Genomic DNA, 12,485 nt, shown 5'->3' with positions numbered 1-12,485 from the left:
GGTGCGGCCGAGCCGCCCGAGGCGGCCCGCGGACGGCCCACGCAGGCCCCGCCTCGGTGTTTGTGCCGGGCGGCCCGGCAGGTCACCCCCGCTGTTCCCGGGGCACCCCCGTCGACCCCCGCACCATCAGTTCCCCGTGCACCGTGGCGATCCCGCCCGGTGGCGGCTCCTCGCGGGCCATGGCTATGCGGCCGGCGCGGGCGCCCGCCTCGGCGAGGGGGAGGCGGACGGTGGTGAGGGAGGGGACCGCGTCCATGCTGAAGGGCAGGTCGTCGAAGCCCGCGACGGAGACGTCCCGCGGGACGCGCAGCCCGGACTCGCGCAGGGCCGCGCAGGCGCCCAGGGCGACGGAGTCGTTGGCGGCGACGATCGCGGTGAGCGAGGGCTCGCGGCGCAGCAGCTCCAGCGCGGCCTCGTGGCCGGAGCGGCGGTCGAAGCGGCCGTGCACGGTGAGCGCGGGATCGTCGTCGAGGCCGGCCGCCGCCAGGGCCTCGCGGTGGCCCTCCAGACGGTGGCGGGTGGTGGTGCGCTCGCGCGGGCCCGCGATGTAGCCGAGCCGCCGGTGGCCCAGGCCGATCAGATGCCCGGTCAGCCGCCGCGCGCTCCCGCGGTTGTCGAAGGCCAGCGTGACGGCTTCGGTGTCCGGCACGGGCGGCCGTCCGCACAGCACCACCCGGGTGCCGGCCTCCGCGAGCCGGCGCAGCTTCGCCGCGACCGCCGCCGCGTGCGGCGCGTCCTCCACGGCACCGCCGGTGAGCACGACCGCGGCGGCCCGCTGCCGCTGGAGCAGCGTCAGATAGGTGAGTTCGCGCTCGGGCGAGCCGCCGGTGTTGCAGACCACCGCCAGCCGTTCGCCGCCGGCCCGGCCGCCCGGACCGCCGATCTCCGACTGGATCGCGCTCGCCATGATCCCGAAGAACGGGTCGGCGATGTCGTTGACCAGGATGCCGACCAGGTCGGAGGTGGCGGCGGCGAGGGCGCTCGCGGGACCGTTGAGCACGTAGTCCAGCTCGTCGACCGCCTTCAGGACCCGTTCCCGGGTGGCCGCGGCGACGGGGTAGTTGCCGTTCAGCACGCGCGACACCGTCGCGGGCGAGACCTGGGCGCGGGCCGCCACGTCCGCCAGGGTCACCGTCATCTCGTCGTCCTCCGGTCGTGCAGCTCGTCGTCGTGAGTGATCACACCACCGCCGTACGGCCGGTGCCGGCCGCGGTGTCGTGCCGACCTTACGGCCCCCGGGGACGTCCGCGTCCGCCCGCTCGGACAACAGGCGCTGCCCGCAGCGTACGAGGGCTCCTGCCCTCGGGGTGCGACGGGTCGTGCCCTGAGGGCACGGTGCCTCCTGCCCGCCCGGACCACCGCGCCTCCCCGGACGGGACGACCGCCTCGGCCCCGTGCGCCCGGACCGCCCCGCCGAGCCGCCCCTGCCACCGGATCCGCCCGCCCGGCCGACACGTTCCGCCTCCGCCCTTGTCCGCGACGCCGCCCAGAGGCTAGCTTCTCCCTCAGATAGAAAGCGCTTGCTGTCCGGGAGGCCGCAGGCGCGGTACGCCGTACGAAGGGACGGGCACTGACGTGACACGCAAGACGGTGCGGATCGCCATGAACGGCGTGACCGGGCGCATGGGCCACCGCCAGCACCTGGTCCGCTCGATCCTCGCGCTGCGCGAACAGGGCGGCCTCGATCTCGGCGACGGCACCGTGCTGTGGCCGGAGCCGGTCCTGGTCGGCCGCCGCGAGCACGCGCTGAAGGCGCTTGCCGAGCAGCACGGTCTGGAGCACTTCTCCACCGACCTGGACGCCGTCCTCGCCGACCCGGCCGTGGACATCTACTTCGACGCCCAGGTCACCTCCGCCCGCGAGGAGGCGCTGCGCAAGGCGATCGCCGCGGGCAAGCACATCTACACCGAGAAGCCCACCGCCACCGGTCTCGACGGCGCCCTGGAACTGGCCCGGCTCGCCGAGGCCGCGGGCATCCGGCACGGCGTCGTCCAGGACAAGATCTTCCTGCCGGGCCTGCTCAAGCTGAAGCGCCTGATCGACGGCGGCTTCTTCGGCCGCGTCCTGTCCGTGCGCGGCGAGTTCGGCTACTGGGTCTTCGAGGGCGACTGGCAGGAGGCGCAGCGCCCCTCCTGGAACTACCGCACCGAGGACGGCGGCGGCATCGTCACCGACATGTTCCCGCACTGGGAGTACGTGCTGCACGAGCTGTTCGGCCGGGTCACCTCCGTCCAGGCGCTCACCGCCACCCACGTCCCGCGGCGCTGGGACGAGCAGGGCAAGTCCTACGACGCCACCGCCGACGACGCCGCCTACGGGATCTTCGAGCTGGCGGGCGGTGCCGTCGCCCAGATCAACTCCTCCTGGGCGGTGCGCGTGCACCGCGACGAACTCGTCGAGTTCCAGGTCGACGGCACCGAGGGCTCGGCCGTCGCGGGCCTGCGCCGCTGCCGCGTCCAGCACCGCTCCGCCACCCCCAAGCCGGTCTGGAACCCGGACATCCCGGCCACCGAGGACTTCCGCGGCCAGTGGCAGGAGGTGCCCGACAACACCGTGTTCGACAACGGCTTCAAGGCCCAGTGGGAGCTGTTCCTCCGGCACGTCTACGCCGACGCCCCCTACCACTGGGACCTGCTGGCCGGCGCCCGCGGCGTCCAGCTCGCCGAACTGGGCCTGCGCTCCGCAGCCGAGGGCCGCCGTCTCGACGTACCGGAGATCGGCCTGTGACCCTCCACCTGCCGGACGCGGACGGCACCCTGCGGCCCTACGAGCCCCGTACCGAGCCCTTCACCGCCGCCCCGGGCGCCGCTCCGGGCGCCCCCCTGGCCTCCCGCACCGTCTTCTCCGCCGCGCACGTCGTCGCCGACCCGTTCGCCGACGTCTCGCCCGACGGGCCCGCCGCCGTCGACTGGGACGCCACCCTCGCCTTCCGCCGCCATCTGTGGTCCCACGGCCTGGGCGTGGCCGAGGCCATGGACACCGCGCAGCGCGGGATGGGCCTGGACTGGGCGGGCGCCGCCGAACTGATCCGCCGCTCCGCCGCGGAGGCCGGGGCCGTCGGCGGCCGGATCGCCTGCGGCGTGGGCACCGACCAGCTGACCGCCACGACCGCCACGACCGCCACCCTCGCCGAGGTCCGGTCGGCCTACGAGGAACAGCTCGCCGTCGTCGAGGAGTCCGGCGCCCAGGCGATCCTGATGGCCTCCCGCGCCCTCGCCGCCACGGCCCAGGGCCCGGACGACTACCTGGAGGTCTACGGCCACCTGCTGCGCCAGGCCGCCGAACCGGTCGTCCTGCACTGGCTGGGCCCGATGTTCGACCCGGCGCTGGAGGGCTACTGGGGCTCGTCGGACCTGGACACGGCGACCGACACCTTCCTGGAGGTCGTCGCCGCCCACCCCGACAAGGTCGACGGCGTCAAGATCTCCCTGCTGGACGCGCAGCGGGAGATCGACCTGCGCCGTCGCCTCCCGCAGGGCGTGCGCTGCTACACCGGCGACGACTTCCACTACCCGGAGCTGATCGCGGGCGACGAACAGGGCTTCAGCCACGCCCTGCTGGGCATCTTCGACCCGCTGGGCCCGCTGGCCGCCGAGGCGGTCCGCGTCCTGGACACCGGCGACACGGCGGGCTTCCGCGCCCTGCTGGACCCCACGGTGGCCCTCTCCCGGCACCTCTTCGAGACCCCCACCCGCTACTACAAGACCGGGGTCGTCCTGCTCGCCTGGCTGGCCGGGCACCAGAGCCACTTCACCATGGCCGGCGGCCTCCAGTCGGCCCGCTCCCTGCCGCACCTGGCCCGCGCCTACGAACTCGCCGACCGGCTCGGCCTGTTCCCCGACCCGGGGCTCGCCGAGGACCGGATGCGCACCCTGCTCTCCCTGTACGGAGTGACCTCATGAACCCCGCCCCCGGCCTGGACCGCTTCTCCGTCAACCAGATGACGGTCCGCGGGCTCTCCCTGCCCGAACTCACCGACGCCTGCGCCCGGCTGGGCGTGCCCGGCGTCGGGCTGTGGCGCGAACCGGTGCGCGCGTACGGCGTGGCGGCCGCCGCCAAGCTGGTCCGGGACGCCGGGCTGACCGTCACCACCCTGTGCCGGGGCGGCTTCCTGACCGCGGCCGGCCCCGCCGAGCGGGCCGCGGCGCTGGCCGACAACCACGCCGCGATCGACGAGGCCGCCGCGCTCGGCACCGACACCCTGGTCCTGGTCTCCGGCGGCCTGCCCACCGGCGACCGGGACCTGCACGGCGCCCGCGAGCGCGTCGCCGACGCCCTCGCCGTCCTCGGCCCCTACGCGGCCGAACGCGGCGTACGCCTCGCCGTGGAGCCGCTGCATCCCATGTTCGCCGCCGACCGGTGTGTGGTCTCCACCCTCGCCCAGGCCCTGGACCTCGCCGAACGCTTCCCCGCCGGGCAGGTCGGCGTCGCCGTGGACACGTACCACATCTGGTGGGACGACCGGGCGCCCGAGCAGATCGCGCGCGCGGGCGCGTCCGGCCGTATCCACACCTTCCAGCTCGCCGACTGGACCACCCCGCTGCCCGCGGGCGTCCTCCACGGGCGCGGGCAGCTCGGTGACGGCTCCGTCGACCTGCGCGCCTGGAAGCGGCGCGTCGAGGCGGCCGGGTACACCGGCTTCATCGAGGTCGAACTCTTCAACGAGGAGCTGTGGGCGCGCGACGGCCGCGAGGTACTGGCGGAAACAGCGGGACGGTTCGTCGAGCACGTGGTCGAATGACGCAATGACGCAGACAGGGACGCTCCTGGGGCCGCTGGAACGGACCGGCGGCCTCTGGGTGGTGGGCGACAGCGGCCGGCCGGACAACGACTGGGTGGAGTTCCGGCCGGAGGGGATGCACCGGCACGAGCCCGGCGGGCCGGGGCGGTCGGTCGCCTGGTCCCGGCTGATGCCGGGCGTGAAGCTGACGCTGGGCGGCGAGAACCCGGCCCGGGGGCAGTACGGCGTCGCGGGCCTGCTCGGCGGACTGCCGGGCCCTTGGCGGCACGGCAGCGGATATCTGCATCTGACGCTGCGTGACCCCTACGAGGACTGGGTGGCGCGGTTCAGCAGGCACCCCCGCCACTACCCCGCCACCGGGATCCTCCTCTTCGGGGAACTGGTGAAGCGCCTCCTGGACGAGGGCCGGGCCCATCTGCTCGGCGACCCCGCGCTGCTGGACCGCGTCGTCGCCCGCCTGGCCACGGAACGCCTGCGGGGCCGCCACGCGACACAGGACGCGGTGACGCGGGCCCTGGCGCCGGAGGACCCGGCACCCGCGGATCCGGCATCCGCGGACCCGGCATCCGAAGATGCGGCACCCGGAAAGCAGTCACCCGAAAAATAATCGCGAACGGATGCAACCCTTCCGGCCCGAGGCGTGTCGTATCTCTCGTCGGAACCCCCGGAGGGGGCCTGGGGCGACCCGGGGAGGCTCGGGGGGAGCCACGGGTTCCGGCGCAGGAGGGGAAGAGCCGAGGGGGCCGGGTCGACGACCGGGCCCCCTCGAAGCTGTCCGGCACCGCTCCCGGACCGCCACCTCACCTCACCTCAGAAGAACACCCCGCAGCGCAGCAGGACGTTGGCGTACGGCCGCGCCTCACCGGTCCGTACGACCAGACGCGCGCCCGCCGACAGCTCCTTCAGCCGCTCGTGCGGGACCAGGACGAGCCCGGGGAAGCGGCCGTCCAGCAGCGCCGACGCCGCCGGATTGGCGCCGCGTATCTCGGCCGCCGCCGTGGCGCCCTCCACCACCAGCTCCGCGAGCAGCCCGTCCAGCACCTCGGCGAAGGACGGCACCCCGGCGCGGAACGCCAGGTCGACCACGCGCGGCCCGGCCGGTACCGGCATGCCCGCGTCGCACACCAGCACCTCGTCCGTGTGCCCCAGCTCGGCCAGCGCACCGGCGAGATGCCGGTTGAGGATGCCCGCCTTCTTCACCGGGAGCCGCCCCGGGCGACGGCGGGGCCGAGCGCGTCGACCTCGGCGGCCGTCGGGTACGACTCCTGCGCGCCCCGCCGGGTCACGGCCGCCGCGCCTACCCGGGCCGCGTACGCCGCCGCCTCCGGCAGGGACGCGCCCGCGCCGAGCCGCCAGGCCAGCGCCGCGGTGAACGCGTCGCCCGCGCCCGTCGTGTCCACGGCGTCCACCCGCACCGACGGCACCCGGGACACCCCCTGCGCCGACGCCACCAGGGCGCCCTCGCCGCCGAGGGTGACCACCACCGAGCGCGGCCCGCGCGCGAGCAGCGCCCGCGCCCAGTCCTCCGGGGCGTCGCCCGCCCCGTCCCCGCCCAGGATCACCTTCGCCTCGTGCTCGTTGACGATCAACGGGTCGCAGGCGTCCAGCAGTTCCCGCGGCAGCGGGCGCGGCGGCGACGGGTTCAGCACGAACCGGCTGCCCGGCGCGAGATGCCGTACGGCCTCCACGACCGACTCCAGCGGGATCTCCAGCTGCGCGGACACCACCCGGGCCGAACCGATCAGCGGGGCGGCGGCGCGGACGTCGTCCGGGGTCAGCCGGCCGTTGGCGCCCGGCGAGACCACGATGCTGTTGTCCCCGGAAGGGTCCACCGTGATCAGCGCGACCCCGGTCGGGGCGCCCCCGGCCAGCACGCCCGCCGGGTCGGCACCGGCCGCCCGCAGCGAGTCCAGCAGCAGCCGGCCGTGCGCGTCGTCGCCGACCCGCGCCAGCAGGGCCGTACGGGCCCCGAGCCGGGCGGCGGCCACCGCCTGGTTGGCGCCCTTGCCGCCGGGGTGGACGGCCAGGTCGGAGCCGAGCACCGTCTCCCCGGCCGCGGGCCGCCGCTCGACGCCGATCACCAGGTCGGCGTTGGCCGACCCCACGACCAGCAGGTCGTAGTCGTACATGCGCTGTGTCTCCTTGAGGGCCTTGAGAGATCGGGGGACGGGCCGGTCACCGGTCAGCCGCTGAACCCGGCCACGTTCTCCTTCGTTACCACCTTCACCGGCACCTTCACCGTCGGCGCGACCTGCTTGCCCTGGACCGCCTTGAGCGCGTTGTCCACGGCGATCCGGCCGAGCTGGCTGGGCTGCTGCGCGACGGAGGCGTACAGCGTGCCGTTCTTCACGGCGGTCAGCCCGTCCGGGGTGCCGTCGAAGCCGACCACCTGCACCGACGTACCGGCCTTCGAGCCGAGCGCCTTGACCGCGCCGAGCGCCATCTCGTCGTTGGCGGCGATCACACCCTGCACGTCCGGGTGGGCCTGGAGCAGGTTCGACATCACGTCGAGCCCCTTGGTGCGGTCGAAGTCCGCGGGCTGCTGGGCGAGCACCTGGATACCGGGGTACGCCTTGAGGCCCTGGGCGAAACCGGCGGCGCGCTCACGGGCGGCGGAGGTGCCCGCCTGCCCCTGGAGGATCACGATCTTCCCGTGGCCGCCCAGCTTCCCGGCGATGCTCCTGGCGGCCAGCTCGCCGCCGGCCACGTTGTCGGAGGCGACCAGCGCGGCCGTCTTCGCGTTGTTGACACCGCGGTCCACGGCGATCACCGGGATGTCCGCCTTGCCCGCGGCCTTCACGGAGTTGCTGGCCGCGTCCGAGTCGACCGGGTTGACGATGATCGCGCCCAGGCTGGAACTGGTGAAGTTCTGAAGCTGGTTGGCCTGCTGCGAGGCGTCGTTCTGCGCGTCGGTGACCGTCAGGTCCAGGCCCAGCTTCTTCGCCTCGGCCTGGGCGCCCGACTTGATCTGCACGAAGAACGGGTTGTTCAGCGTGGACAGCGAGAGACCCAGCTTCGGCGTGGTCGAGGCGGACCCGGTGTGCAGCAGCGAGGTCGCCGCCACCAGCGCCACCGTCACCACGGCCGCCAGCCCGTACGTCGCCGCCTGCCGGCCCTTGCCGCCGCCGCTGCCCGTGCCCGCCGTCTGCGGGGTCGCCCCCGCCTTGCGGCGCACCGTGTCCAGCAGCACCGCCAGCGCGATCACCACACCGATGACGACCTGCTGCCAGAACGCGGACACCGACAGCAGGTTGAGGCCGTTCCTGAGCACCGCGAGGATCAGCGCGCCGATCAGTGTGCCGGACGCCTTGCCGGTGCCGCCCGCCAGCGAGGCGCCGCCGATGACGACCGCGGCGATCGCGTCCAGCTCGTAGCCGTTGGCGGCCTGCGGCTGCGCGGAGGACAGCCGGGCGGCGAGCACGATGCCCGCGGCGGCGGCGAACAGCCCGGACAGGGCGTAGATCGCGAGCTTCTGCCGCTTCACGCGCAGCCCCGAGAGCCGGGCCGCCTCCTCGTTGCCGCCGATCGCGTACATCGAACGCCCGATGTACGTACGTCCCAGCACGAACGCCGTGATCAGCCCCATCACGACCATGACCAGCACCGGCACCGGCAGCCAGCCGCCGAGCGTGTCGCCCAGGTGCGAGACCGAGTCCGGCAGGGCGATCGGGGAGCCCTGCGAGATGACCAGCGACAGACCGCGCGCCACCGACAGCATGGCCAGCGTCGCGATGAACGGCGGCAGCTTGCCGTAGGAGATCAGGAAACCGTTGACCAGGCCCGCCGCGATGCCCGTGGCGACGGCGAGGACCACCGCGAGGGCGACCGGCACGCCGTGCGAGGTGGCGCTCCAGGCCAGCACGGTCGCCGAGAGCGCCGCCACCGAACCCACCGACAGGTCGATGCCCGCCGCGACGATGACGAAGGTGACACCGAAGGCCAGGATGGCGGTCACCGCCGCCTGGACACCGATGTTGAGCAGGTTGTCCGTCGTCAGGAAGTCACCGGAGAGCGCGGACAGCGCGATGACGAGGACGATCAGCGCGGTCAGCGCGCCGTTGTCGAGGAGCAGCCGGCGCAGGCCGGAGGCGCCACCCGCGCCCGCCTTGCTCTTGAGCGTGTCAGTGGCCACGGGGGGCCTCCACTTCGGTCGTTCCGTTCACAGGGGTCGCGGGGTTCGAGGGGGCCGCGGGGGCGGACGAGGAGGGCGAACCGACGGCGAGCGCCATCACGGCGTCCTGGGTGGCCCGGTCGGCCGGGAGTTCCCCGGCGATCCGGCCCTGGGCCATCACCAGCACCCGGTCGCTCATGCCGAGCACCTCGGGCAGATCGCTGGAGATCATCAGGACGGCGGCACCGGCCGCGGTCAGTTCGTTGATGAGCTGGTAGATCTCGACCTTGGCACCGACGTCGATGCCCCGGGTCGGCTCGTCGAGGATGAGGACCCTGGTGTCCGCCAGCAGCCACTTGCCGATGACGACCTTCTGCTGGTTGCCGCCGGACAGCGTCCGCACATGCTGGCCGAGACCGGCCATCCGCACACCGAGCTGCCCGGCGATCCGCTCCGCCGCCCGGTGCTGCCCCTTGAGGTCGACGAGCCCGCCGCGCGAGGTCGAGCGCAGGGTCACCAGACCGAGGTTCTCCGCCACGGAGGCGTCCAGGACCAGGCCCTGGCCCTTGCGGTCCTCGGGCACCAGCCCGATCCCGGCGGCCATCGCCGCGTTGACGTCGTGCCGCCGCAGCCGGACGCCCGCGACCCGGACGTCCCCCTTGTCGTACGGGTCCGCGCCGAACACGGCCCGCACGACCTCCGTACGGCCCGCGCCGACCAGCCCCGCGATGCCGACGACCTCACCGGCGTGCACCTCGAAGCCCACGTCGTGGAAGACGCCGTCACGGGTGAGCCCCTCCACGGTGAGCAGCGGCTCACCGCGCTCGGCCCGCTCCCGCGGGTACTGCTGCTCGATGGAGCGGCCCACCATGAGCCGGACCAGTTCGTCCTCGGGCGTGGAGGCGGGCACCTGGCCCACGCTGCGCCCGTCCCGGATGACCGTGACCCGGTCGCCCAGGGCGGCGATCTCCTCCAGGTGGTGCGTGATGAACACGATGCCCACGCCGTCGGCGCGCAGCGCCCGCACGATCGCGAACAGCTTCTCGACCTCCTCGGAGGTCAGCACGGCGGTCGGCTCGTCCATGATGAGCACGCGCGCGTCCAGGCTGAGCGCCTTGGCGATCTCGACCATCTGGAGCCGGGCGATGCCCAGGTCCCGCACCCGCGCGCGGGGCGACACCTTGACCCCCACCCGGTCGAGCAGGGCGGCGGCCTCCGTCTCCATCCGCTTGCGGTCGATGATCCCGAAGCGGCGCGGCTGGCGGCCCAGGAAGATGTTCTCCGCGACCGTCAGATCGGGGACCAGGTTGAACTCCTGGTAGATGGTGGCGATCCCGAGCCGCTCGGAGTCCTGCGCACCGTGGATGCGCACCTCCTCGCCGCCGGCCAGGATCCGCCCGGCGTCGGGGGTGTAGGCGCCGGAGAGCATCTTGATCAGCGTGCTCTTGCCCGCGCCGTTCTCACCGAGCAGCACGTGCACCTCGCCGCGGCGCAGGTCGAAGTCGACGCTGTCCAGCGCCACCACGCCCGGGAAGGTCTTCCGGATGCCCTCGATGCGCAGCAACTCGTCCGGGTCGCTCACGGCATGCTCCTGTTCGTTGCGAAGGACTCGTCCTCCGGTACGGCTCCGGCACCGGCACCGGCGGCGGGCTCCCGTACGCCGGGGACGACGGTCACGGCCACGGGCGACTCGCCGGGAGAGCCGGAGGAGTCGGGAGAGCCGGAGGACTCGGGGGAGTCGGGGGAGACGGGGGACTCGGGGGAGCCGGGGGAGGGAGCCTCGCCGCACGAGCGGCGCACGACGAGCCGGGCGGGCAGGGTCACCGACTCCGGCCCGCGCCCCTCGACCCGGTCCACCAGCGCCCGCACGGCGGCCCGCCCCAGCGCGCCGGTGGGCTGGGCGATGGCGGTGATCGGCGGATCGGTGTGCACGAACCACGGGATGTCGTCGAACGCGGCCAGCGCGATGTCGTCCGGCACCCGCAGCCCGCGGGCGCGGATCGCGTCCAGCGCGCCGAGCGCCATCAGGTTGTCGGCGGCGAAGATCACCTCGGGCGGTTCGGGCAGGTCGAGGAAGCCCTCGGTGACCCGCCGCCCGCTCTCCGCCTGGAAGTCGCCCTGCCCCGTGTAGGCGTCGGGCAGGGCGAGCCCGTACGCGGCCAGCGCGTCCCGGAAGGCCCGGACGCGCTCGCTGCCGGTGGTGGTGGCCGCCGGGCCCGCGATGATCGCGAGCCGTCGGTGGCCGAGCCCGCACAGGTGCGCGACGAGATCACGCACCGCCTGCTGCCCGTCCGCCCGCACCACCGGCACGTCCACGCCCTTGATCCACCGGTCCACGAACACCATGGGCGTCCCCGCCCGCGCGGCCTGGAGCATCAGCGGCGAACCGCCGTCGGTGGGGGAGACCAGCAGCCCGTCGATCCTGCGGTCCAGCAGCGTCCGTACGTGGTGGTCCTGGAGGTCGGGCCGCTCGTCGGCGTTCCCGATGATCACGCTGTAGCCGAGCGCGCGGGCCTCCTCCTCGACGGAGCGGGCCAGCTCGGTGAAGTAGGGGTTGAGCACGTCGCTGATGACCAGCCCGAGCGTGCGGGTCTGGTCCGTGCGCAGCGACCGGGCGACGGCGTTCGGCCGGTAGCCCAGCGCCTCGACGGCGGCCCGCACACGGGCGCGCGCCTCGGCGCTGACCGACGGGTGCTCGTTCAGGACGCGCGAGACCGTGGCCACGGAGACACCCGCTTCGGCAGCGACGTCCTTGATGCTCGCCATCGCCGTTCCACCTCCTCGTGGAATCGATTACACGAGGGATTGGAATCGATTACACGGCGCGGGGCAAGAGTCTGTGACCAGATCGTGATGTACGGGCCGGGACGCCGTGACCAGCGAGCGGTGCGGCGCTGAGGGCGGTGAACGGCCGCTTCCGCCGCGATGGTCACCGGTTGTGGCAGCCCTGTGACGCAACACGGTTGCGACGGTGATGGCCGGTTGTGAACATGGAGAGGCGGAAACGTTCACGGAGGGTTGTTCACCGAGGACGGTGCAACCCGCTTCAGGGGGAGGCGAGTTCGGCGTGAAGTTTGATATGGGTGCGCAGACGTTGTCGACGTTGGTGCGTGATTCGCGTGGGTCGAGTGATGATCTGGGGTTGTTGATCCGTCAGTTGGTGCGGGCGGTGGAGCCGTTGGAGGGGAAGTTCAACGGTGCGGGGCGGCGGATGTTCGATGAGTTCAAGGGTCGGGCGGATGGGATCGCGGGTGAGCTGAATTCGTCGTTGTCGGCGATTGTGGGTGGTCAGTCGGGGATGGACGGTGCGTTCTCGTCGGGTGATCAGGAGCAGGGTGACAATGCGCGGCATCACATGGGTGCGGCGAATTTCGATGCGGCGCGGTTCCGCTGATCCGTCTGGTCCGTGTGATCCGTCTGATCTGTCTGGTCCGTGTGGTCGGTGTGGGTCGTCTGTTCTGTTGTTTTTCTGTTTCGCGGGGAGTGGTGTGTGATGGCGGGTTCGGGTTCGGGTTCGGGTTCGGATCGTCGTTCGTATGACACGGGGGCGTCGTCGGATGTGCAGGGGAGTCTTCAGGCGGTGGTGGCGCGGTTGGAGGAGGTGATCGGGCAGCGTGATCGTCAGGTGAAGGC

The 12,485-nt window shown here is 73.3% G+C and carries 11 protein-coding genes; 5 read left to right on the top strand and 6 right to left on the bottom strand.

The window, feature by feature from the left end:
* Nucleotides 1-82: 82 nt before the first annotated feature.
* Complete coding sequence (locus ACWDYF_RS21425) at nt 83-1,138, bottom strand: LacI family DNA-binding transcriptional regulator (RefSeq protein ID WP_389466169.1); 1,056 nt, start codon at nt 1,136-1,138, stop codon at nt 83-85.
* Between the two features lie 437 nt (nt 1,139-1,575).
* Here ACWDYF_RS21425 and ACWDYF_RS21420 point away from each other — a divergent pair, with 437 nt between their 5' ends.
* The 4 genes from ACWDYF_RS21420 to ACWDYF_RS21405 are packed head-to-tail and all read left to right on the top strand — an operon-like array spanning nt 1,576 to nt 5,348.
* Nucleotides 1,576-2,727, top strand: coding sequence for a Gfo/Idh/MocA family protein (locus tag ACWDYF_RS21420; protein ID WP_389466171.1), 1,152 nt, complete (start codon nt 1,576-1,578; stop codon nt 2,725-2,727).
* Complete coding sequence (locus ACWDYF_RS21415) at nt 2,724-3,902, top strand: dihydrodipicolinate synthase family protein (protein ID WP_381742974.1); 1,179 nt, start codon at nt 2,724-2,726, stop codon at nt 3,900-3,902. The genes ACWDYF_RS21420 and ACWDYF_RS21415 overlap by 4 nt, the downstream gene beginning before the upstream one ends.
* A complete protein-coding gene (locus ACWDYF_RS21410) occupies nt 3,899-4,741 on the top strand; it encodes a sugar phosphate isomerase/epimerase family protein (protein ID WP_381742976.1) in 843 nt (280 codons plus the stop codon). The genes ACWDYF_RS21415 and ACWDYF_RS21410 overlap by 4 nt, the downstream gene beginning before the upstream one ends.
* Before the next feature lie 4 nt (nt 4,742-4,745).
* A complete protein-coding gene (locus ACWDYF_RS21405; protein ID WP_389466174.1) occupies nt 4,746-5,348 on the top strand; it encodes a hypothetical protein in 603 nt (200 codons plus the stop codon).
* Between the two features lie 203 nt (nt 5,349-5,551).
* On the opposite strand, the gene rbsD is transcribed toward ACWDYF_RS21405, so the two are convergent.
* From rbsD to ACWDYF_RS21380, 5 genes are read right to left on the bottom strand one after another with little or no spacing between them, the layout of a single operon-like run.
* A complete protein-coding gene (gene rbsD, locus ACWDYF_RS21400; protein WP_037896949.1) occupies nt 5,552-5,941 on the bottom strand; it encodes a D-ribose pyranase in 390 nt (129 codons plus the stop codon).
* On the bottom strand, nt 5,938-6,870 hold the full coding sequence (locus ACWDYF_RS21395) for a ribokinase (RefSeq protein ID WP_389466178.1): 933 nt from the start codon (nt 6,868-6,870) through the stop codon (nt 5,938-5,940). Before ACWDYF_RS21395 ends, rbsD begins: the two co-directional genes overlap by 4 nt.
* Before the next feature lie 53 nt (nt 6,871-6,923).
* Entirely contained in the window at nt 6,924-8,873 is a 1,950-nt protein-coding gene (locus ACWDYF_RS21390; protein ID WP_389466181.1) for an ABC transporter permease/substrate-binding protein, read from the bottom strand.
* Nucleotides 8,863-10,434, bottom strand: a complete 1,572-nt coding sequence (locus tag ACWDYF_RS21385; RefSeq protein ID WP_389466183.1) for a sugar ABC transporter ATP-binding protein — start codon at nt 10,432-10,434, stop codon at nt 8,863-8,865. Before ACWDYF_RS21385 ends, ACWDYF_RS21390 begins: the two co-directional genes overlap by 11 nt.
* Nucleotides 10,431-11,618: a LacI family DNA-binding transcriptional regulator gene (locus tag ACWDYF_RS21380; protein ID WP_389466186.1), complete on the bottom strand. Its 1,188-nt coding sequence runs from the start codon at nt 11,616-11,618 to the stop codon at nt 10,431-10,433. Before ACWDYF_RS21380 ends, ACWDYF_RS21385 begins: the two co-directional genes overlap by 4 nt.
* A 301-nt stretch (nt 11,619-11,919) precedes the next feature.
* On the opposite strand from ACWDYF_RS21380, the gene ACWDYF_RS21375 reads away from it, so the two are divergent.
* Nucleotides 11,920-12,246, top strand: a complete 327-nt coding sequence (locus ACWDYF_RS21375; RefSeq protein ID WP_451584296.1) for a hypothetical protein — start codon at nt 11,920-11,922, stop codon at nt 12,244-12,246.
* Nucleotides 12,247-12,485 lie beyond the last annotated feature (239 nt).

Source organism: Streptomyces sp. NPDC003284, from assembly GCF_053589675.1.
The sequence above is the reverse complement of the archived record's forward strand: the minus strand, read 5'-3'. Positions and strand labels throughout refer to the sequence as shown.